At 65.3% G+C, this 20,255-nt stretch carries 20 protein-coding genes; 11 read left to right on the top strand and 9 right to left on the bottom strand.

Annotation, left to right across the window (positions count from 1 at the left end; all coding sequences use genetic code 11):
* Positions 1–82: 82 nt before the first annotated feature.
* Entirely contained in the window at positions 83–1,123 is a 1,041-nt protein-coding gene (locus HU735_RS16635) for an LLM class flavin-dependent oxidoreductase (protein ID WP_186714395.1), read from the bottom strand.
* Between the two features lie 91 nt (positions 1,124–1,214).
* Positions 1,215–1,700, bottom strand: a complete 486-nt coding sequence (locus tag HU735_RS16630) for a flavin reductase family protein (RefSeq protein ID WP_186714394.1) — start codon at positions 1,698–1,700, stop codon at positions 1,215–1,217.
* 55 nt (positions 1,701–1,755) lie between these two features.
* On the opposite strand from HU735_RS16630, the gene HU735_RS16625 reads away from it, so the two are divergent.
* Together HU735_RS16625 and HU735_RS16620 are read left to right on the top strand one after the other, a co-directional pair.
* Positions 1,756–1,956 (top strand): hypothetical protein, encoded by a 201-nt coding sequence (locus HU735_RS16625; protein ID WP_186714393.1) that lies wholly within the window; start codon positions 1,756–1,758, stop codon positions 1,954–1,956.
* A gap of 59 nt (positions 1,957–2,015) precedes the next feature.
* On the top strand, positions 2,016–3,419 hold the full coding sequence (locus tag HU735_RS16620) for a cytosine permease (protein ID WP_186714392.1): 1,404 nt from the start codon (positions 2,016–2,018) through the stop codon (positions 3,417–3,419).
* Between the two features lie 64 nt (positions 3,420–3,483).
* Here the strand turns inward: HU735_RS16620 and HU735_RS16615 are convergent, their stop codons facing one another.
* The 3 genes from HU735_RS16615 to HU735_RS16605 form a co-directional block, all read right to left on the bottom strand.
* Positions 3,484–5,106: a methyl-accepting chemotaxis protein gene (locus HU735_RS16615; RefSeq protein ID WP_186714391.1), complete on the bottom strand. Its 1,623-nt coding sequence runs from the start codon at positions 5,104–5,106 to the stop codon at positions 3,484–3,486.
* A gap of 189 nt (positions 5,107–5,295) precedes the next feature.
* The gene (locus HU735_RS16610; RefSeq protein ID WP_186714390.1) at positions 5,296–6,921 is read right to left on the bottom strand and encodes a methyl-accepting chemotaxis protein; all 1,626 of its coding nucleotides are present in this window, start codon (positions 6,919–6,921) and stop codon (positions 5,296–5,298) included.
* Positions 6,922–7,138: 217 nt separating this feature from the next.
* Positions 7,139–8,341, bottom strand: coding sequence for an NAD(P)/FAD-dependent oxidoreductase (locus HU735_RS16605; protein ID WP_186714389.1), 1,203 nt, complete (start codon positions 8,339–8,341; stop codon positions 7,139–7,141).
* Positions 8,342–8,612: 271 nt separating this feature from the next.
* Between HU735_RS16605 and HU735_RS16600 the strand changes: the two genes are divergently transcribed.
* The 3 genes from HU735_RS16600 to HU735_RS16590 all read left to right on the top strand — a co-directional run bounded on the left by HU735_RS16600 (position 8,613) and on the right by HU735_RS16590 (position 10,675).
* Positions 8,613–9,155, top strand: a complete 543-nt coding sequence (locus HU735_RS16600) for an Rrf2 family transcriptional regulator (protein WP_186714388.1) — start codon at positions 8,613–8,615, stop codon at positions 9,153–9,155.
* A 146-nt stretch (positions 9,156–9,301) separates the two neighbouring features.
* Positions 9,302–10,207, top strand: a complete 906-nt coding sequence (locus HU735_RS16595; RefSeq protein ID WP_186714387.1) for a LysR family transcriptional regulator — start codon at positions 9,302–9,304, stop codon at positions 10,205–10,207.
* A gap of 207 nt (positions 10,208–10,414) precedes the next feature.
* Positions 10,415–10,675 (top strand): DUF1652 domain-containing protein, encoded by a 261-nt coding sequence (locus HU735_RS16590; RefSeq protein WP_186714386.1) that lies wholly within the window; start codon positions 10,415–10,417, stop codon positions 10,673–10,675.
* A gap of 2 nt (positions 10,676–10,677) precedes the next feature.
* Here the strand turns inward: HU735_RS16590 and HU735_RS16585 are convergent, their stop codons facing one another.
* The gene (locus tag HU735_RS16585) at positions 10,678–10,965 is read right to left on the bottom strand and encodes a hypothetical protein (RefSeq protein ID WP_186714385.1); all 288 of its coding nucleotides are present in this window, start codon (positions 10,963–10,965) and stop codon (positions 10,678–10,680) included.
* 97 nt (positions 10,966–11,062) lie between these two features.
* Positions 11,063–11,437: a response regulator gene (locus HU735_RS16580; protein ID WP_186714384.1), complete on the bottom strand. Its 375-nt coding sequence runs from the start codon at positions 11,435–11,437 to the stop codon at positions 11,063–11,065.
* Positions 11,438–11,693: 256 nt separating this feature from the next.
* Between HU735_RS16580 and HU735_RS16575 the strand changes: the two genes are divergently transcribed.
* The 5 genes from HU735_RS16575 to HU735_RS16555 are packed head-to-tail and all read left to right on the top strand — an operon-like array spanning position 11,694 to position 18,201.
* Positions 11,694–15,161, top strand: coding sequence for a response regulator (locus HU735_RS16575; protein ID WP_186714383.1), 3,468 nt, complete (start codon positions 11,694–11,696; stop codon positions 15,159–15,161).
* Between the two features lie 4 nt (positions 15,162–15,165).
* A complete protein-coding gene (locus HU735_RS16570) occupies positions 15,166–15,987 on the top strand; it encodes a protein-glutamate O-methyltransferase CheR (protein WP_050705979.1) in 822 nt (273 codons plus the stop codon).
* Positions 15,984–16,559, top strand: a complete 576-nt coding sequence (locus HU735_RS16565; protein WP_186714382.1) for a chemotaxis protein CheB — start codon at positions 15,984–15,986, stop codon at positions 16,557–16,559. Before HU735_RS16570 ends, HU735_RS16565 begins: the two co-directional genes overlap by 4 nt.
* Positions 16,553–17,779 carry a hybrid sensor histidine kinase/response regulator gene (locus HU735_RS16560; RefSeq protein WP_186714381.1) on the top strand — a complete coding sequence of 409 codons (1,227 nt, stop codon included), beginning with the start codon at positions 16,553–16,555 and terminating at the stop codon, positions 17,777–17,779. Before HU735_RS16565 ends, HU735_RS16560 begins: the two co-directional genes overlap by 7 nt.
* Before the next feature lie 44 nt (positions 17,780–17,823).
* Positions 17,824–18,201 (top strand): response regulator, encoded by a 378-nt coding sequence (locus tag HU735_RS16555; protein ID WP_186714380.1) that lies wholly within the window; start codon positions 17,824–17,826, stop codon positions 18,199–18,201.
* Between the two features lie 42 nt (positions 18,202–18,243).
* Here the strand turns inward: HU735_RS16555 and HU735_RS16550 are convergent, their stop codons facing one another.
* Complete coding sequence (locus HU735_RS16550) at positions 18,244–18,450, bottom strand: 4-oxalocrotonate tautomerase family protein (RefSeq protein ID WP_186714379.1); 207 nt, start codon at positions 18,448–18,450, stop codon at positions 18,244–18,246.
* 15 nt (positions 18,451–18,465) lie between these two features.
* Positions 18,466–19,200: an SDR family oxidoreductase gene (locus HU735_RS16545; RefSeq protein ID WP_186714378.1), complete on the bottom strand. Its 735-nt coding sequence runs from the start codon at positions 19,198–19,200 to the stop codon at positions 18,466–18,468.
* Positions 19,201–19,324: 124 nt separating this feature from the next.
* Between HU735_RS16545 and HU735_RS16540 the strand changes: the two genes are divergently transcribed.
* Positions 19,325–20,245, top strand: a complete 921-nt coding sequence (locus HU735_RS16540) for a LysR family transcriptional regulator (protein WP_186714377.1) — start codon at positions 19,325–19,327, stop codon at positions 20,243–20,245.
* Positions 20,246–20,255 lie beyond the last annotated feature (10 nt).

Here is a 20,255-nt window from a genome sequence, read left to right as displayed (position 1 = left end):
GTCCTGAAAAAAAGCCCGCTCCGATGAGCCAGGACGACCCACCGGAGCGGGCCGATCCCGCAATCAATCAGGCAAAGGGAATTCAGGCGAACGCCGGCACCACTTCCTTGATGAACAGCTCCAGCGACTTCTTCTTCTCGCTGTGGGGCAGGCTGTTGTCGCACCAGAAGCTGAACTCGTCGACGCCCAGTTCCTGGTAGTAGCGGATGCGCGCGATGATCTCCTCGGGGGTACCGATCATGGTGTTCCTGCGGATGTTCTCCAGCTCGAACGCCGGCACCTCGGCGAACTTCGACGCCGGGCTCGGTTCGAGGAAGCCATTGACCGGGACGGTCTTGTTGCCGAACCAGGCATCGAAGGTGCGGTAGAAGCGCGAGATGGCCTGGGCGCCGACCTTCCAGCCGTCCGGCTCGGCCGGGCTGTGCACATGGGTGTGGCGCAGCACCATCAGTTGCGGGCGGGGTACGCCGGGGTTGTTGTCCAGGGCAGCCTGGAACTTGTTCTTCAGGTCCAGCACTTCTTCGTCGCCCTTCATCAGCGGGGTGACCATGACGTTGCAACCGTTGGCCACGGCGAAGTTGTGCGAGTCCGGGTCGCGGGCGGCGATCCACATCGGCGGTGCGGCGTTGAACGGCTTCGGCACGCTGGTGGAGGTGGGGAACTTGTAGACCTCGCCGTCGTGGGCGTAGTCGCCCTCCCATAACTTGCGCACCACCGGGACCATCTCGCGCAGGGCCTTGCCGCCGTCGGTGGCCGGCATGCCATTGGCCATGCGATCGAACTCGAACTGGTAGGCGCCGCGGGCCAGGCCCACCTCCATGCGACCGTTGCTGATCACGTCGAGCAGGGCGCATTCGCCGGCCACGCGGATCGGGTTCCAGAATGGCGCGATGAGGGTGCCGGCGCCCAGGCGGATCTTCTCGGTGCGGGCGGCCAGGTAGGCCAGCAGCGGCATCGGGCTGGGCGAGATGGTGTACTCCATGGCGTGGTGTTCGCCGATCCACACGGTGCTGAAACCGCCGTCTTCGGCCATCAGGGTCAGTTCGGTGAGGTCTTCGAACAGCTGGCGGTGGCTGACCTGCTCATCCCAACGTTCCATGTGCACGAACAGCGAAAATTTCATGGGGTTTTCCTCGGAGCTTGTTGTTGTCTCGTTGTCGCCTGTCGGGGCAGGTTTCAGTGTGGAAGTGGCCAATCGATCGACAGGCGTTCTCTCAGGCGAAAGCGGGCAGGCTGGCCATCTTGCCGCGGCAGTAGACCATCGGGCGGGGCGCCTCCTCGGGCACGATCAGGTTGTGTACCTTGCCCACCATGATCGCGTGGTCGCCGCCTTCGTATTCGCGCCACAGTTCGCACTCGATCACGGCGGTGGCCCCGGCCAGGATCGGGTTGCCCAGGGCGCTCAAGGTCCAGTCGATGCCAGCGGCCTTGTCCTTGCCTTTTTTCGCGAAGGCGTAGGCCTCGGCCTGCTGCCCGCCGGAGAGCAGGTGAATGGCGAAACGCTTGTTCTTCATCAGTACAGGGTAGGAGTCGGAGCTGTAGTTGGGGCAGAACAGCACCAGCGGCGGGTCCATCGACAAGGACGAAAAGGCGCTGGCGGTGAGGCCGACGATCGAACCGTCGTCGTCCAGGGTGGTGATGACGGTGACGCCGGACGGGAAGGAGCCCAGGACGTGCTTGTAGACGGTTGCGTCGATCATGGTGTGATCCTCGAGGGGCTGCGGTGGTCCGCGGTTTTTATCGTTGATGTGTCTGATGGTATACCGTAATACCTTCTTTGCAAGCGGAATTTTCCAGGCCGCGCAGAACACGATGAACGGCACAGTCCCCGAATTCACTGGTCTTGCTGCTGTAAACGGTGTGCGCAGGGAAGGTGCGGAGCAGATCAGCTACGCCGAAAAAGCACGGGGCAGTGTTGTCAAAAAGTTGGAATACCATAATATGGTGCGCAGCTGAGAGGCCGCCCCGAGCGGTTTCCTTACAACGATAAAAACGACCTTTCGAGCTGAAATCCTATGTCCCAACCGTCGTCGCAACACGCGTTTGTCGAAAATCACACGGTCGATTACGTGCCACCCGCCGAGCGCCATGGGAAGGCGCGTGACCTGTTCACCCTCTGGTTCAGCACCAATATCGCGCCACTGCCCATCGTCACCGGCGCCATGGTGATCCAGGTGTTCCACCTGAACCTGTTGTGGGGGCTGGTCGCCATCGTGCTGGGGCACCTGGCCGGCGGCGTGGTGATCGCCCTGGCCTCGGCGCAGGGGCCACAACTGGGCATTCCGCAGATGGTGCAGAGCCGGGGCCAGTTCGGCCGTTACGGCGCGCTGCTGATCGTGTTCTTTACCGCCCTGATCTATGTCGGCTTCTTCATTTCCAATATCGTCCTGGCGGGCAAGACCATCCACGGCATTACCCCGAGCGTGCCGATGCCGGGCGCGATCGTGATCGGTGCGTTGGGCGCGACGGCGATCGGCGTGATCGGATACCGCTTCATCCATATCCTCAACCGCATCGGCACCTGGGTGATGGGTTCGGCACTGCTGGCCGGTTTCATCATGATGTTCGTCCAGGACCTGCCGGCCGACTTCTTCAGCCGTGGCGCCTTCAACCTGTCGGGCTTCATCGCCACCGTGTCGCTGGGCACCATCTGGCAGATCAGCTTCTCGCCGTACACCTCCGATTATTCGCGCTACCTGCCGCGTGAAGTGGGTATTGCCAGGCCGTTCTGGGCCACCTATTTCGGAGCCACGCTCGGTACCATCCTGTGCTTCAGCTTCGGGGCGGTGGCGGTGCTGTGCGTGCCCGAAGGCACCGACGCGATGGATGCGGTCAGGCAGGCCACCGGTTGGCTGGGGCCGATCCTGATGGTGCTGTTCCTGCTCAACATCATCAGCCACAACGCCCTCAACCTGTACGGCGCGGTGCTGTCGATCGTCACCGCGATCCAGACCTTCGCGGCGCAGTGGACGCCGAGTATCAAGGTGCGGGTGGTGTTGGCTTCGGTGATCCTGGCGGGTTGCGGGCTGGTGGCGCTGAATGCCTCGGCGGGCTTCATCGGCCAGTTCATCGGGCTGATCCTGGCGCTGCTGCTGGTGCTGGTGCCGTGGGCGTCGATCAACCTGGTTGACTTCTATGTGATCAAGAGGGGGCAGTACGACATTGCCTCGATCTTCCGTGCCGACGGCGGGATCTATGGCCGCTTCAACCCCCACGCGATCATTGCCTACACCTGCGGCATCCTGGTGCAGTTGCCGTTTGCCAACACGTCGCTGTATGTCGGGCCTTACTCGAACATCGTCGAAGGAGCGGACTTGTCGTGGCTGTTCGGCCTGTTGGTGACGGTGCCCCTTTATTATTGCCTGGCGACGCGCAGCCAGCCGGCGAAGGCGGGGCAGGTGCTCGGGGTGAGTGACTGACCTTCGCAGGCTGTTGTGCAGCCCACCGCCGGCAAGCCGGCGATGGGGCGTACAGCGACCTCACTCAGACCTTGAACTGCGCCACCAGCCCATTGAGTTCCAGCGCCAGGTGCGACAGGTCCTGGGCCGATGCGCTGGTCTGGTTGGCCCCGGTCGTGGTCTGCATCGACAGGTCGCGGATGTTCATCAGGTTGCGGTCCACTTCCCGCGCCACCTGGGCCTGTTGTTCCGAAGCACTGGCGATCACCAGGTTGCGCTGGTTGATCGAGGCGATGGTCCGGGCGATCAGTTCCAGGGCCTGGCCGGCCGACTGCGCCACCTCCAGGGTGCCGCTGGCACGGCCCTGGCTGCTGTGCATGGCACTGACCGCGCGCTCGGTGCCGACCTGGATGCCACCGATCATCTGTTCGATCTCGGCAGTGGACTGCTGGGTGCGATGGGCCAGCGCCCGCACCTCGTCGGCGACCACGGCGAAGCCGCGCCCGGCTTCACCGGCACGGGCGGCCTCGATGGCGGCGTTGAGGGCCAGCAGGTTGGTCTGCCCGGCGATCGAGCCGATCACATCGAGCACCCGGGTGATCTCGTTGGCGCTGCTGGCCAGTTGCTCTATCTCCCCGGCGGTACCGGTGACGTCGTCGACCAGGTGCTGGATCGAGGCCAGCGCCTGGTTGACCTGGTCACGGCCGTCGCGGGTGGTCTGGTCCGCGCCCTGGGAGGCCTCGGCGGTGCTCACGGCATTGCTCGCCACTTCCTCGACGGCGCTGGTCATCTGGTTGACGGCGGTGGCGGCCTGGTCGATCTCGGTGCTTTGTTGCTGCAGGCCGCGGCTGGTGTCCTCGGTGACGCTGTGCAGCTCTTCGGAGGCCGAGGCCAGGCGGTCGGAGGACGCGGCGATCTTGCCGATGGTGTCGCGCAGGCTCTGCTGCATACGCTGCAAGGCGTGCAGCAGCAACGCTGGTTCGTCGTGGCCGACCACCGTGATCTCGCGGGTGAGGTCACCGGTGGCGATGCGCTCGGCCACCATGACGGCGTCGGCCAGCGGTGCGACGACGCTGCGGGTGAACAGGGTGGCGATGGCGATCAGCGCCAGGACGATCAGCACCAGCGCGGTGATGATCACCGCATACGCCTGGTCGCTGACCGTGTCGCTGCGGTGCGAGGCCGCTTCCGCGCCCTTGTAGTTGTAGGCCTCCAGGATTGCCATGGCGTCCATCATACGGTCGGCGCGCTGGATCAGCGGGCCATTGATCAGGCGCCTGGCTTCGGCCATGCGCCCGGCGCCGATGTTCGCCAGCACCTGTTGCTGCTGCTGGACGTATTGCTGGCGCGCCGCGAGGAAGGCATTGAACAGACTGCGGTCCTGGGCGTCGGAAATGGTCTTCTCGTAATCCTTGAGGTCCTGCTGGATCGCTTCCTCGATACTGTTGAGCAGATTGACGCTGGCGTTCTCGTCGGTATCTTCCTCCAGCGCCGCGCGCAGCGTGGCGGCGCGTTCCTGGGCCAGGGTGCCGCCAATCTCGTTGAGGGCGATCACGGCCGGCAGCCAGTTGCGGCGGATCTCGTTGGTGGCATCGTTCATCTGCCGGGTTTCGTACAAGGCCACCAGGCCCATGGCCAGGACCAGGCCGGCCAGCAGCGTGAACAGGCTGGTCGCCCGTTTGCCGATCTTCATGTTTCTCAACAGCATGGATGTTCCTTGACGTCAGAATGCAAACGTCCGGAGCATGATCCCGGGGGCTGCGGGGAGATAGTCGCCAGGTCGCACGTGTTGCGGCGGATTTTCCTATTTGCCGGTCCCTGTCCCGGCGTAGGCGGGCTCCCAGCGGACGGTGTCATCCGCCGGGAGCCCGGTTGAGCGGCAATGTAATGCGCTTGCTCAGACTTTGAACTGCGCCACCATCCCGTTCAGCTCCACCGCCAGGCGTGACAGGTCCTGGGCCGCCGCGCTGGTCTGGTTGGCGCCGGCCGAGGTCTGCATCGCCAGGTCGCGGATGTTCACCAGGTTGCGGTCCACCTCCCGGGCCACCTGGGCCTGCTGTTCGGAGGCGGTAGCGATTACCAGGTTGCGCTGGTTGATGGTGGCGATGGCCTCGGCGATCAGTTCCAGGGCCTGGCCAGCCGACTGGGCCACGGCCAGGGTGCCGTTGGCGCGGCCTTGGCTGCTGTGCATGGCGCTGACCGCACGCTCGGTGCCGGACTGGATGCCGCCGATCATCTGCTCGATTTCAGCGGTGGACTGTTGGGTGCGGTGGGCCAGGGCGCGTACCTCGTCGGCGACCACGGCGAAGCCTCGGCCAGCCTCACCGGCGCGGGCGGCCTCGATGGCGGCGTTAAGGGCCAGCAGGTTGGTTTGCCCGGCGATCGAGCCGATCACATCCAAGACCTGGCTGATCTCGTTGGCGTGGCTGGCCAACTGCTCGATCTCCCCGGAGGTGCCGGTCACGTCATCGACCAGGTGCTGGATCGAGGCCAGTGCCTGGTTGACCTGGTCGCGACCGTCGCGGGTGGTGCGGTCGGCGCCTTGGGAGGCGTCGGCAGTGCTCACGGCATTGTTGGCCACTTCTTCGACGGCGGCGGTCATCTGGTTGACCGCCGTGGCGGCCTGGTCGATCTCGGCGCTCTGCTGGTGCAGGCCGCGGCTGGTGTCCTCGGTGACGGTGTGCAGCTCCTCGGAGGCCGAGGCCAGCTGGTCGGAAGATGCGGCAATCCTGCGCAGGGTGTCGCGCAGGCTATGCTGCATGCGGCTCAGGGCGGCCAGCAGCAAGGCCGGTTCGTCGCGGCCGAGCACGACGATCTCGCGGGTCAGGTCGCCGGTGGCGACCCGCTCGGCCACGGCAACGGCGTCGGCCAGGGGCACGACGATACTGCGGGTGAGCAGGGTGGCGATGCCGATCAACGCCAGGGTGATCACGGCAATGGCGGCGATGATCAGGCTGAAGGCTTCGTCGGATGCCGCGCTGCTGCGCAATGAGGCTTGCTCGGCGCCCTTGGTGTTGTAGTCGATCAGCGCGGCCAGGGCCTTCATCATGCTGTCGGCGTACTCGGCCAGCGGGCCGTTGACCAGGCGTCGGGCCTCGTCCAGTCGGTCATTGCCGGCGGCGGCGCGGATGGCTTGCTGCAATGCGTGATAGCGTTCGCTCAGGCCCATGAAGGTGTCGAACAGGGCGCGGTCATCCGCGGCGAAGATGGTGCGCTCGTAGGCCTTGAGGTCGTCTTCGAGCTGCTGGTTGACCTGGACGATCTTGTCCAGCGTGGCATGGCGGGCGCTGCTGCTGTCCTCCAGGACACTGCGCAGGGTCAGGGCGCGGGCCCGGCCCAGGTTGCTGCTGACCTCGCCCAGGGCGAGCACGGCGGGCATCCAGGTAAGACGGATTTCGTCGGTGGCGCTGTCCATCCGCCGGGTTTCGTAGAGGGCGACCAGGCCCAGGGCCAGGACCAGGACCCCGAGCAGGGTGAACATTCCTGCTGCCCGAATACCGATCTTCATGTTCCGTAATTGCATGCGACGCTCCTTGACGGTGGCTGGCAGGCGTCAAGAGCGCGGACTGACCGGGCTCGGCTGGAAAGGCTCTCGATGCACTGCGAAAGGGGTTATATCCTCACGGTTCATGTTGTTTTTTCTGAATGATGACATAACGCCACTATTATTGACCAGTCGTTCAATGTAATGACGCATACAAACAGGCCCGTCACTTCCGGGACGGGCCTGTTGTTTTCGTTCACTCGACGATCGGAATCAGCGGGTCGGCTGCCGCCAGGGCCTGGGCGCGGTCGGCGGCCGGCGGGTAGATCCAGACCGAGTTGATCTGGCGCTTGAGGTTCTTGCCTTCCTGGCCCTGCAGCTTCAGTTCGCGGGTCCAGCCTTCGCTGTACGCGGCACCCCAGTCGCCCAGGTCCAGGCAGGTGACGTACTTGGGCTGGCGGTACGCTATCGGTGCCTGGCCCAGCAGGTCGGCCATGGCGTTGTTGCCGCTGTGGCGACCCATGGGGATGGCGTGCTGGCAGGTCATCAGGGCGTGGTTGCCCAGTTCGTCGACCGCGGCCCAGGCCACGTCGCCGGTGGCGTAGATGTGCGCCTGGCCGATCACCTTGAGGTGGTCGTCGACCCGCAGGCGACCGAAACCGTCACGCTCGCCGGCGACCTGCGCGGTCAACGGGCTGGCCTTGACGCCGGCAGTCCAGATCACGGTCTTGCTGGCGATGTACTCGCCGTTGTCCAGGGTCACGCCGCCGGCATCCACCGCCACCACCGAGGTGCCGGTCAGCCATTCGACGCCCGCCTGCTCGCTGGCGGCGACGATGGCCGGGGTGATCCCGGCGCCGAGGGCGGCACCGACGCTGGCGCCACGGTCGATCAGTACCACGCGGGCATGGCCTTCGCCGAGGATGGCGCGCAGGCGCGGCGGCATTTCGGTGGCGGTCTCGATGCCAGTGAAGCCGCCGCCGCAGACCACCACGGTGTTGCGCGCCGGCGAGGCCGGCAGGCTGGCCAGGCCGTGCAGGTGCTGTTCCAGGCGCACGGCCGATTCCATCTGGTCGACATCGAAGCTGTGCTCGGCCAGGCCCGGCACGGCAGGGCGGGCCACCTGGCTGCCGGCGGCGAGGATCAGGCGGTCGTAGGCGAGCTGCTGCGGCAGGCCATCGGCATCGCGGTAGCCGACCTGGCGGGCGGCGCTGTCGATGCTGTCGGCGGTGCCAGGGATGAATTCCACGCCCACCACGTCGAACAGGGCCTCCAGCGGCGCCTGCAGCGTGTGGACGTCGGCCTCGTAGAAGCGTGGACGGATGCGCAGTTGCGGCTGCGGGGCCAGCACGCTGATGCGCACGTCGCCGCGTTGTGCCTGGTCGAGCAGGCGGGCGGCGCTCAGGGCGCTCCAGACACCGGCAAAGCCGGCACCGATGATCAGGATACGAGAGGTCATGTGGGTGCTCCGCAAGGATAGGAAAAGGGTCTTCGATGAGGCGTTCACTGCCTGTCGAATAACTACGACTGTATTGGTCGTAGTTTTGATCGGCAAGTGTTTTTTTTCGGGGCGTGCGTTCGCAAGCGCTGGTGCATCGGCTGTAGCCAGCGTGTTTATTGGCTTCTGTTGGGGTGTTGATGTGCCTGTGCAGCGACGGACGGCGACGACTGGCTTTGCCTGTCACCGATGAAGGGCGTACTATTTGCGACAGATCTAGTCGGAGATTGATATGTCCCTTTACAGCGCCGGTGTCGAATACGGCATCCACTGCCTGCTGTTCCTGGTGGACGAGCGCGGCGACAGCCGCGAGTCCAGCGTGCGCGACCTGGCCGAGTTGCAGGGCGTGCCCCAGGAATACCTGGCCAAGGTCTTCACCAAGCTGGCCCGCGCCGGGCTGGTGGCGGCGACCGAAGGCGTGCGTGGCGGGTTCCGCCTGGCGCGGCCTTCAGACGAGATCACCGTGCTGGATATCGTCACGGCCATCGACGGACCGAAGAAACTCTTCGACTGCCGGGAGATCCGCGAGCGTTGCGCGGTGTTCGAGGGCGCCGCGCCGGCCTGGGCCACCGAAGGCACCTGCGCGATCCATGCGGTGATGCTGGGGGCGCAGAAGCGCATGGAGGAGGCGCTGGCCCAGCAGACCATCCTCGACCTGGCGCGGCGCTTCGGGCGCAAGGCGCCGGCCGAGTTCGGGCAGAAGGTCAATGACTGGATGAGCGAGCGCCGCGACGGCAAGGGCGCGGGCGGGGATATTCCGCTGCAGGCCGTCTGATCAATCGGCCCTGGCTGGCGGTGCAACGGAAAATTGTGCTCAGGACCCAGGTAAATCCTTGCCTGGGTGACCGGCCCACAGGGGCCAAGCCGAGGTAAGCTGACAGAAAAATTCCGTGCGCCACCCCCGGCGCCAGAGAGGTCAGCGTGGCTTCCTACACCTTGCGCCAACTCAAGTACTTCGTCACCACCGTGGAGGCCGGCAGCGTCGCCGAGGCCTCGCGCCAGCTGTATATCGCCCAGCCGTCGATCTCCACCGCGATCAAGAGCCTGGAAGAAAGCTTCGGCGTGCAGCTGTTCATCCGCCATCACGCCCAGGGCGTGTCGCTGACGCCTAGCGGCAAGCGCTTCTACGCCAAGACCCGGGCCCTGCTGCAGATGGCCCATGAGTTCGAGCAGAACGCCCTGGCCGACAACGACACGGTGGCCGGGCAGATCGACATCGGCTGTTTCGAAACCGTGGCGCCTTTGTACCTGCCGCGGCTGATCGCCGGTTTTCGCCAGCGTTACCCGGGGGTGGACATCCGCCTGCGCGACGGCGAGCAGCAGGACCTGATCCAGGGCCTGACGGCGGGCACCTTCGACCTGGCGTTCCTCTACGACCATGACCTGGACGGCACCATCGAGACCGAGCCGTTGATGCCGGCGCAGAAACCCTATGTGCTGCTGCCGGAAAAACACCGTTTCGCAGGGCAAACCCAGGTGTCGCTGCGCGACCTGTGCCCGGAACCGATGATCCTGCTCGACGTGGCGCCGAGCCGCACCTATTTCGTCAGCCTGTTCAACGAGCTGGGGCTGACGCCGAACATCGTCTTCAGTTCGCCGTCGATCGAGATGGTTCGGGGCATGGTGGGGCAGGGCTTCGGTTTCTCGCTGCTGGTGACCCGGCCGCACTCCGAGTTCACCTACGACGGACAGCGCCTGGTGACCCTCGACATCACCGAGCCGGTGGCGCTGTCGGGCCTGGCGGCGGCGCACCTCAAGCGTGTGCAACTGACCAAGCCGGCGCAATTGTTCGTCGAGTTCTGTCGCGAGGAGCTTGCACGGTTTTAAACCCCGACCACCCGTCGCCAAGATGGTCGCATCGATCGAACAATCCCATGCCGGTGGTTTCTTCCACTAAGGTGCTAGAGGCACTTCGACGTTGTCATTGCCTGGGCGAATGGACCTGCACCCGGGCATGGGCAATATCAATTGGCAGCCTGCCAGTCGAGGGCGTACCACACCCAACAGGCCATCCAGTACAGAGAGGGTCGTACCATGTCGTTGATTGGCGTTTCGATGCTTGAGATGCGGCAAATGATCGAACAGGCCTGCCTGCCTGACCGCTGCGAGGTGAGCTGCCCGGATGGCGAACACCTTACTATTCGTCTGGGGCAGGGCGAGAGCCTGGACGACTGCCTGACCGTGACCGGCGTGCCGGTTGCCGAGCTCAACAGCTGCCATGATCTGCTGGGTTTGGTGGCAAGGGTCAAGGCGCAGCGCAATGCCCCGGCCGCTGTACGCAAGGTCAGCGCCTGAGCTCATAAAAGCTCGAGCAGCAGGTTGATGCCACCGTCACCGCATTTGACATGCTCGCGGACCACGCCGCGGTAGTTGCGTCCTTCCCAGGCGAAGGCGACGCTGTGGGCTTTCTCCACCTTGCCCGGCAGCGGCGGCTCGATATGCAGGCGCAGTGCCGGGCGGCCTTGCAGGCTGAGGGCCGCCAGTTGCACCTGGCACTCGGCGCGCTGGGCCACCCGGCCGAACAGGGTGTCGCGGACGAAGTCCAGTTCCAGAAGGACGCAGGGGGCGCGGCAGGGCATCTTCATGGTGGCTTTCCGGCGAAAGAGGCATACCTCGAACGTTGGAAGCTTAAAAGCGCAAGACGTTCAAAATATTTCAGCCTGTGCCTTTCGCTGGCCGCTCCTACAGGGGCTTCGGGCCAGGCGTGGACGGCGCACCGAGAATCTCCAGTACTTTATCGCGCAGCTGATCGATGCTGAACGGCTTGCCGATCAGGTGCATGCCCTCGGGCACAGTGAAACTCTCGGCATAGCCGCTGGCGAACAGCACCGGCAGCAGTGGCCGGGCCTCGCGGGCCTTGGCGGCCAGTTCCTCGCCGCGCAGGTCGGGCAGGCCGACGTCGGTCATCAACAGCGCCAGCGGCTGGTCGGGATCCTCGATGATCTTCAGGGCCGCGCCGGCACTGTCGGCCTCGATGGCGGTGTAGCCCAGTTCGCCGAGCACTTCGACTATCAGCATGCGTACGATGTCGTCGTCTTCGACTACCAGAAGGTGCATGGTGCGGATCCTGTTTCGATGGATTGTCTCTACTCTGTGCGCAAGGCGGTGGCAGAAGTTCCCAAGCTTACCGGCACGGGCAAATAGATGGAACGATTGCCGTAGACAGGCTTCAAATACTGGCTAAATGCCCTGCCAGATCCGCCAAAGCTGGTTAGACTCGCTGTATTCCCCCCGGTCGGTCTGGCACAGGTAGCACTTACAAGACGTAGCCGTCGGACTGTTCAATGGACTTTTTTCACTCGGGCACTTTCAGATGATTCAAGCAGCCTCGATGGACCAACGCAGCTTTCGCAAACTGCTGAGCCGTAACGTCGGCCTGCCCCTGGGCGTAGGGCTCCTGGGCGCCGTGGCGTTTGTCGCGGTGATCAACTACCTGCTCTCGGCCATGCAGTGGGTCGAGCACACCGACCGGGTGATCGGCAATGCCAACGAGACGATCAAGCTGTCGATCGACATGGAAACCGGCATGCGCGGCTACCTGCTGACCGGCGAGGAGCGTTTCCTCGATCCGTACGAGGTGGCCAAGCCGCGCATCTTCGGCAGCCTGGACAGCCTGAAGGAAATGGTCGCCGACAACCCCCAGCAGGTCGACCGCATCGACCGCATCGCAGCCTTGCAGCGTGAATGGAACACCTTCGGCAACGAGATGATCAGCCAGCGCCGCAGCCAGGGCGATGTGCAGGCGTCGATCGGCCGTGGCCGCGGCAAGCGCCTGACCGACGAGATCCGCAAGGAGTTCGACACCTTCATCAACACCGAGCAGCAACTGCGCACGACGCGCAACGAGACGGTGAGCAGGGTGACGGTCACCGCGATCTCGGCCTTCGTGCTGTTCATCGTCGCCCTGAGCGCCTTGCTCGCCTACCTGGGGCGTCGTGACCTGCTGGCATTGTCGTCCAGCTACGTGTCGAACCTGGAGGCCCAGCAACGCGCCGCCGAGCGCCTGGAACACCAGGCCTGGCTGCGCGCCGGGCAGACCCAGCTGGCCGAGCAGGTGCTGGGCCAGCTGACCCTGCCCATGCTCGGCGACAAAATCCTGCGCTTCTTCGCCGGCTACCTGGGCAGCGTGGTTGGCGCGCTGTACGTGCGCGATGAGCATGGCCAGCTGGTGCGGGTCGCCACCTATGGCCTGGATGCCGAGCAGCAGGGTAGCGAACCGCGTCTGGGTGATCATGCCGGCCTGCTGGGCGAGGCGGTGGTCCAAGGGCGCCTGCTGCGTCTGGACGCGCTGCCGGAGGACTACTATCGCTTGAGTTCGGGCCTTGGCAGCGGCCTGCCGCGCAGCGGCGTGCTGGTGCCGTCCCAGGACGACGGGCGGGTCAACGGCGTGCTGGAGCTGGGTTTCCTGCGTGCGCTGCAGGAGCGCGACGTGGAGCTGCTGGAGCGGATCACCGAGAACCTGGGCATCTCCATCGAGAGCGCGCGCTACCGCCAGCGCCTGCAGGAGGTGCTGGCCGAGACCCAGCAGCTCAACGAGGAACTGCAGGTGCAGCAGGAGGAGCTCAAGACCGCCAACGAGGAGCTCGAGGAGCAGTCGCGGGTACTCAAGGAGTCCCAGGCTCACCTTGAGACCCAGCAGGCGGAGCTGGAGCAGACCAACGAACAGCTGGCCGAGCGCACCGACGCCCTGGACCGCAAGAACGGCGAGCTGAACCAGGCCCAGGTCGAACTGCAGGCCCGCGCCGACGACCTGCAGCGCTCGAGCAAGTACAAGTCCGAATTCCTCGCCAACATGTCCCACGAGCTGCGCACGCCGCTCAACAGCTCGCTGATCCTGGCCAAGCTCTTGTCCGAGAACGCCGAGGGCAACCTCAGCGAGGAGCAGGTCAAGTTCGCCGAGTCGATCTACTCGGCCGGCAACGACCTGCTGAACCTGATCAACGACATCCTCGACATCGCCAAGGTCGAGGCCGGCAAGCTCGAGGTGCGTGCCGAGAGCACGCCGCTGGAACGCCTGGTCGAGGGCCTGCGGGGCATGTTCCAGCCGCTGGCCCAGGACAAGGGCCTGGCCTTCGAGGTCAAGCTCGAGCAGCCGCTGCCGGCGAGCCTGTTCACCGACCGCCAGCGCCTGGAGCAGATCCTCAAGAACCTGCTGTCCAACGCCATCAAGTTCACCGAGCGCGGCCAGGTCAGCCTGGGCATCAGCCACCAGGCCGGCCTGGGCATCGTCTTCGCCGTGCGCGACACCGGCATCGGCATCGCCGCCGACCAGCAGCAGGCGATCTTCGGCGCCTTCCACCAGGTCGATGGCACCAGCAACCGTCGCTACGGCGGCACCGGCCTGGGCCTGTCGATCTCCCGCGACCTGGCGCACCTGCTGGGCGGGCAGATCAACGTCGACAGCAGCCCGGGGCAGGGCAGCGTGTTCAGTCTGATCCTGCCGGAGCACTTCGAGCCATCGGCGCAACAGGTCGAGGTGCACAGCCTGCGCCCGGCGGTCGACGAACTGCCACCGGCGCCGCCGGTACCGGCGCCGGTGCGCACCGAGCGTCCGGCCCCGGCCTTCGCCGACGACCGCGCCCAGGCGCCGTTCGCCAATCGCTGCATCCTGGTGATCGAGGACGAGCCGAACTTCGCCCGCATCCTCTTCGACCTGGCCCACGAACTGGGCTACAGCTGCCTGGTCGCGCATGCCGCCGACGAAGGCTTCGAGCTGGCCGCGCAGTACCTGCCCGACGCCATCCTGCTGGACATGCGCCTGCCCGACCATTCCGGGCTCACCGTGCTGCAGCGCCTGAAAGAGCAGGCCGGCACCCGGCATATCCCGGTGCACATCATCTCGGTGGAGGACCGCGTCGAGGCGGCCATGCACATGGGCGCGGTGGGCTACGCGGTCAAGCCCACCAGCCGCGAGGAGCTCAAGGCGGTGTTCGGCCGCCTGGAGGCCAAGCTCACGCAGAAGCTCAAGCACATCCTGCTGGTGGAGGACGATGACCTGCAGCGCGAGAGCATCGCCCGCCTGATCGGCGACGACGATATCCAGATCACCGCCGTGGCCATGGCCCAGGACGCCCTGGCACTGCTGCGCGAGAACATCTACGACTGCATGATCATCGACCTCAAGCTGCCCGACATGCTCGGCAACGAGCTGCTCAAGCGCATGACCGCCGAGGACATCCGCAGCTTCCCCCCGGTGATCGTCTACACCGGACGCAACCTTACCCGCGAAGAAGAGGCCGACCTGCTCAAGTATTCGCGCTCGATCATCATCAAGGGCGCGCGTTCGCCCGAGCGCCTGCTCGACGAAGTCACGCTGTTCCTGCACAAGGTCGAGTCGCAGCTGTCCAACGAACGCCAACGCATGCTCAAGACCGCGCGCAGCCGCGACAAGGTGTTCGAGGGGCGCAAGGTCCTGCTGGTGGACGACGACGTGCGTAATATCTTCGCCCTGACCAGTGCCCTGGAGCACAAGGGCGCGATCGTCGAGATCGGCCGCAACGGGCGCGAGGCCATCGAATGCCTGGAGGCCAACGACGACATCGACCTGGTGCTGATGGACGTGATGATGCCGGAGATGGACGGCTACGAGGCCACCCGCCTGATCCGCCAGCAGCCGCGCTGGCGCAAGCTGCCGATCATCGCCGTGACCGCCAAGGCGATGAAGGACGACCAGCAGCGCTGCCTGCAGGCTGGTGCCAACGACTACCTGGCCAAACCGATCGACCTGGACCGCCTGTTCTCGCTGATCCGGGTCTGGCTGCCGCAATTGGAGCGAATCTGAAATCTTGACCAGTGAACGCAACACCGATATCGAGATCCGGCTGTTGATCGAGGCGATCTACCTCAAGTACAGCTACGATTTTCGCGATTACTCCGGCGCCTCGATCAAGCGCCGGATCCTCCACGCCGTGCGTCAGTTCGACTGCCGCACGGTGTCGGCGCTGCAGGAGCGGGTGCTGCACGACCCGGGCATGTTCCTCGAGCTGCTGCAGTACCTGACGATCCCGGTCAGCGAGATGTTCCGCGACCCCGGGCATTTCCTCGCGCTGCGCAACGAAGTGGTGCCGCTGCTGCGCACCTGGCCGTCGCTGAAGCTGTGGATCGCCGGCTGCAGCACCGGCGAGGAGGTGTACTCCATGGCCATCCTGCTGCGCGAGGAAGGCCTGTTGGAGCGCACCATCCTCTACGCCACCGACATCAACCCGCACTCGCTGGAGCGCGCCAAGCAGGGCATCTACTCGATGCAGAGCATGCGCGAGTACGAGGAGAACTACCGCAAGGCCGGTGGCCGGCGGGATTTCTCCGAGTACTACACCGCCGCCTACGGCAACGCCATCATGGACTCAAGCCTGCGCGACAATGTGACTTTCGCCGACCACAGCCTGGCCACTGACAGTGTGTTTTCCGAGACTCAGCTGGTGTCATGCCGCAACGTACTGATCTATTTCAACAAGGATCTGCAGGACCGCGCCCTGGGCCTGTTCCACGAGTCGCTGTGCCACCGTGGTTTCCTGGTGCTGGGCAGCAAGGAGTCGGTGGATTTCTCGGCATACAGTGAAGGCTTCGAGCCGCTGGTGCGGCCCGAGCGGATCTACCGCAAGACATGAACGGCGTGCGCGCGATCGTCATCGGCGCCTCGGCGGGCGGCGTCACGGCGCTGTTCAGCGTGCTTGGCGCATTGCCGGCCGATTTCGCCATCCCGGTGCTGTGCGTGCTGCACCTGCCGGACGACCGCCACAGCCAGCTCGCTGAGGTGCTGCAGCGCCGCCTGCGCCGGCCGGTGCGCGAGGCCCTGGACAAGGCGCGGATCGAGCCGGGGCTGATCTACGTGGCGGGACCGGGTTATCACTTGTCGGTCGAGCGCGACTTCAGCTTCTCGCTCAGCCAGGAAGCGCCGGTGCATTTCTCGCGCCCGGCGATCGATTTTCTCTTCGAGTCGGCCGCCGATGCCTACGGCCCGGGCCTGCTCGGCGTGCTGCTCACCGGGGCCAATGAAGACGGTGCCCGGGGGCTTTTGCGCATCAGACAAAGCGGTGGCCGGACGGTTGTCCAGGACCCCCGCGACGCACAGGTGGCGTTGATGCCGGAGGCCGCCCTGGCCCTGCACGACCCTGACCATATTCTTTCCCTTGGCGGTATCGGGCAGTTGCTCGCTACCCTGGAACCCAGCGCATGCTAAGCCACATCACCGCGAAACTGCTGATCGTCGACGACCTGCCGGAGAACCTGCTGGCCCTCGACGCCCTGATCCAGGGCGAGGACCGCGAGGTGCATCAGGCGCAATCTGCCGAGCAGGCCTTGTCGCTGCTGCTCGAACACGAGTTCGCCCTGGCCATTCTCGATGTGCAGATGCCGGGCATGAACGGCTTCGAGCTGGCCGAGCTGATGCGTGGCACGGAAAAGACCCGCAACATTCCCATCGTCTTCGTCAGCGCCGCCGGGCGCGAGATGAACTACGCCTTCAAGGGCTACGAGAGCGGCGCCGTGGACTTCCTGCACAAGCCGCTGGAAACCCTGGCGGTGAAGAGCAAGGTGTCGGTGTTCGTTGACCTGTTCCGCCAGCGCAAGGCCCTGGATCGTCAGTTGCAGGCCCTGGAGCAGAGCCGCCAGGAGCAGGAGCTGCTGCTGGCCCAGTTGCAGGCGGCGCGGGGCGAGCTGGAGCACGCGGTGCGCATGCGCGACGACTTCATGTCGATCGTCTCCCATGAGGTGCGCACGCCGCTCAACGGGCTGATCCTGGAAACCCAGCTGCGCCGCCTGCACCTGTCCCGCGGCAACCTGGCGGCGTTCAGCGAGGACAAGCTCAAGGCCATGGTCGAGCGCGACGAGCGCCAGATCAACAGCCTGATCCGCCTGGTCGAGGACATGCTCGATGTGTCGCGGATCCGTACCGGCAAGCTGTCGATCCGCCCTCGTACCTTCGACCTCGGGCAACTGGTGCGGGGCCTGGTGGAGAACTTCGCCGCCCAGGCCGGCGCCGTGGACACGGCGCTCGAACTGCAGCGCTGCGACCCCTTGCAGGGCGAGTGGGACGAGTTCCGGATTGAACAAGTGGTGGCCAACCTGTTGTCCAATGCCTTGCGCTACGGTGACCGCAAGCCGGTGCAGGTGCGGGTGTTCGAGGAGGGCGACATGGCCTGCGTGCAGGTACAGGACCATGGCATCGGCATCGATGCCCAGCACCTGCAGCGGATCTTCCAGCAGTTCGAGCGCGTCGCCGCGCAGCAGGCCACGGGCGGCCTGGGCCTGGGGCTGTACATCTCCGAGCAGATCGTCCTCGCCCACGGCGGGCGGATCCAGGTCGACAGCCAGGCCGGCGTCGGCTCGACCTTCACTGTACGGTTGCCGATGTCGGCACAGTTGCAACATTGCGATCCGGCCCGCGCAACCTCTGCGTAGTGCTGGGGTCTGATGGCCAACCTGTTGAATGCGAAGGCGTTGTCATGAGTGAAGATGCACAAGACGTGGTACTGGTGGTCGAGGACGAACCGGCGATCCGCATGATCCTGCGCGACTACCTGGCCGGCGAGGGTTACCACGTGCTGGTGGCCGAGGATGGCGAACAGGCGTTCGCGATCCTGGCGAGCAAGCCGCACCTGGACCTGATGGTCACCGATTTCCGTCTGCCAGGGGGGATTTCAGGAGTGGAGATCGCCGAGCCTGCGGTGAAGCTGCGCCCGGACCTGAAGGTGATCTTCATCAGTGGCTACCCGGCGGAGATTGTCGAGTCGGGCAGCCCGATCGCGCGCAAGGCGCCGATCCTGGCCAAGCCGTTCGACCTCGACACGCTCCACGAGCAGATCCAGGCGCTGTTGCGCTAGGCGCATGCGAACCGGCCAGTTGTCCAGGCCGGTGGTGGCTTTTTATCGCCGTTCGCGTGCTCTCAATGTGCTCACTGACTCGCCGCCGACGCCCCAGTTGTCGGTGGGCACTTCCTCGATCACCACGAAGGTGCTCGCCGGCGGCTTGTTGAGTACCTGCTCAAGCAGGTGGGTGGTGCCCTCGATCAGCTGGCGCTTGTGTTCGGCCGTGACGCCTTCATCGGTCACGCGGATATGGACATAAGGCATGTGCGTCGCTCCAGTTCAGTGCCAGGTGCCGGCGGTGCTGCCACCGTCGACGGGGAGGATGACGCCGCTGACGAAACGGGCGTCGGTCAGGTACAGCACGGCGTCCACCACATCCTCGGGCTTGCCGGTGCGACCGCTCGGCGACAGCGCGCCGAGCCCTTCGGCATGGCCGCTGTGCAGCGGGGTGTCGATGATGCCCGGGGCCACGGCGTTGACCTGCACGCCGCTCGCTGCCAGCTCCAGGGCCAGGCCCTTGACCGCCTGGTTCAGCCCGCCCTTGACCAGCACCGGCAGCAGCGCCGGGACGCGGGTGTCCGGCTGCAGGGCCACTGAGGCGGTGATGGTGACGATATGCCCGTGGCCTTGGGCCTTCATGATTTTCGCCGCAGCCTGGGCGGGGTAGAAGAAACCCTTGAGGTTGGTGCCGACCAACGCGTCGACGTCGGCCTCGGTGTAGTCGGTCACCGGCTTGGGAATGAAGATCCCGGCGTTGTTGACCAGGATATCGACCCGGCCGAAGGCTTCCAGGGCGGCGGCGAACAGCCGTTCGGCGGTGGTTTTCTCGGCGATGTCGCCGGCCACGCCGATGAAACCGGCCGGGTTGCCCAGGCGGGCGGCGGCCTCGTCGAGGCGGGCCTGGGTGCGGGCGTTGCCGACCACATTGTCGCCACGCTCGAGGTAGGCCTGGGCCAGGGCGAAGCCCAGGCCGCTGGAGGCGCCGGTGATGATGACGGTTCTTGCCTTGCTCATGGGAGTATCTCCGGTGGTGCGAGCCGTTGCTCGGGTGTGGAGCCACTCTAAGTTGAAACGGCAGCTTGAAAAATGAGGTGTATGGCATTTCAATCGATACATTATGTAATTAATTGAGCCCGCCATGACCCGCCATTTCGATGACCTGCAACTGGGCAGCCTGGAGTTGTTCTGCCTTGCCGCCGATGCCGGCAGCTTTACCGAGGCGGCCACCCTGGCAGGGGTCACGCCCGCTGCGGTTAGCCGCTCGGTGGCGCGCCTGGAGGAGCGCCTGGGCGTGCGTCTGTTCGTGCGCACCACCCGGCAGATGCGCCTGAGCGAAGCCGGCCAGGCTTATTACCAGCACTGTCGGCAGGCGCTGGGCCAACTGGTCGAGGCCGAGCGCCAGGTCACCGGTGGCCAGCTCGAACCCGCTGGCCGACTGCGCATCAGCGCACCGACGCCCTATGCCCATCACCGCCTGTTGCCGCTGTTGCCGCGTTTCCGCCAGCGCTATCCAGGGGTGCAGGTGGATGTGCATGTCAGCAACCGCAACGTCGATTTCGCCGAGGAGCACTTCGACCTGGCGATCCGCGGCCGGGCGCCGGCCGATTCGCGGCTGGTGGCCCGACGCCTGGAGGACGCCGAACTGGTGGTGGTCGCCACCCCCGGCTACCTGGCCCGGGCCGGTACGCCACAGACCCTGGAGGACCTGGCCGGGCATGAGTGCATCCAGTTCGAGCTGCCCAGCAGCGGCAGGCGACCGACTTGGAGCTTTCGCCGTGATGGACAGCTGGTCGAGTTGCAGACCCAGGGTGCGTTCACCTGCCTGGGTGATTTCCTCGCCACCACGACCCTGGCGCGCCACGGTGGCGGCCTGATGCAGGCCTACCGTTTCACCGTGCAGGATGCGCTGGACAGTGGCGAGTTGGTCGAGGTGCTGGCCGGGCATGGCGGGACGTCGAGGCCTTTTTTGCTCGTGTACCCGCAGGTCTGGCACATGCCGTTGAAGGTGCGGGTGTTCATCGACTTTCTGGTCGGCGAGGTTGCACTACCGTTGGGCTGAAGCCCCGGCG

This window comes from Pseudomonas sp. BW16M2 (assembly GCF_014268865.1).
In the GTDB taxonomy this organism is placed as follows: domain Bacteria; phylum Pseudomonadota; class Gammaproteobacteria; order Pseudomonadales; family Pseudomonadaceae; genus Aquipseudomonas; species Aquipseudomonas peradeniyensis.
Note: the sequence above shows the minus strand (reverse complement) of the source record. Positions and strands in the feature narration are given on the sequence as shown.

Bases quoted from the DNA above. Each gene is read 5' to 3' on its own strand.
- HU735_RS16635 (WP_186714395.1), bottom strand. From the start codon at position 1,123: ATGAAATTTTCGCTGTTCGTGCACATGGAACGTTGGGATGAGCAGGTC.
- HU735_RS16630 (WP_186714394.1), bottom strand. From the start codon at position 1,700: ATGATCGACGCAACCGTCTACAAGCACGTCCTGGGCTCCTTCCCGTCC.
- HU735_RS16625 (WP_186714393.1), top strand. From the start codon at position 1,756: ATGGTATACCGTAATACCTTCTTTGCAAGCGGAATTTTCCAGGCCGCG.
- HU735_RS16620 (WP_186714392.1), top strand. From the start codon at position 2,016: ATGTCCCAACCGTCGTCGCAACACGCGTTTGTCGAAAATCACACGGTC.
- HU735_RS16615 (WP_186714391.1), bottom strand. From the start codon at position 5,106: ATGCTGTTGAGAAACATGAAGATCGGCAAACGGGCGACCAGCCTGTTC.
- HU735_RS16610 (WP_186714390.1), bottom strand. From the start codon at position 6,921: ATGCAATTACGGAACATGAAGATCGGTATTCGGGCAGCAGGAATGTTC.
- HU735_RS16605 (WP_186714389.1), bottom strand. From the start codon at position 8,341: ATGACCTCTCGTATCCTGATCATCGGTGCCGGCTTTGCCGGTGTCTGG.
- HU735_RS16600 (WP_186714388.1), top strand. From the start codon at position 8,613: ATGTCCCTTTACAGCGCCGGTGTCGAATACGGCATCCACTGCCTGCTG.
- HU735_RS16590 (WP_186714386.1), top strand. From the start codon at position 10,415: ATGTCGTTGATTGGCGTTTCGATGCTTGAGATGCGGCAAATGATCGAA.
- HU735_RS16585 (WP_186714385.1), bottom strand. From the start codon at position 10,965: ATGAAGATGCCCTGCCGCGCCCCCTGCGTCCTTCTGGAACTGGACTTC.
- HU735_RS16580 (WP_186714384.1), bottom strand. From the start codon at position 11,437: ATGCACCTTCTGGTAGTCGAAGACGACGACATCGTACGCATGCTGATA.
- HU735_RS16575 (WP_186714383.1), top strand. From the start codon at position 11,694: ATGATTCAAGCAGCCTCGATGGACCAACGCAGCTTTCGCAAACTGCTG.
- HU735_RS16565 (WP_186714382.1), top strand. From the start codon at position 15,984: ATGAACGGCGTGCGCGCGATCGTCATCGGCGCCTCGGCGGGCGGCGTC.
- HU735_RS16560 (WP_186714381.1), top strand. From the start codon at position 16,553: ATGCTAAGCCACATCACCGCGAAACTGCTGATCGTCGACGACCTGCCG.
- HU735_RS16555 (WP_186714380.1), top strand. From the start codon at position 17,824: ATGAGTGAAGATGCACAAGACGTGGTACTGGTGGTCGAGGACGAACCG.
- HU735_RS16550 (WP_186714379.1), bottom strand. From the start codon at position 18,450: ATGCCTTATGTCCATATCCGCGTGACCGATGAAGGCGTCACGGCCGAA.
- HU735_RS16545 (WP_186714378.1), bottom strand. From the start codon at position 19,200: ATGAGCAAGGCAAGAACCGTCATCATCACCGGCGCCTCCAGCGGCCTG.
- HU735_RS16540 (WP_186714377.1), top strand. From the start codon at position 19,325: ATGACCCGCCATTTCGATGACCTGCAACTGGGCAGCCTGGAGTTGTTC.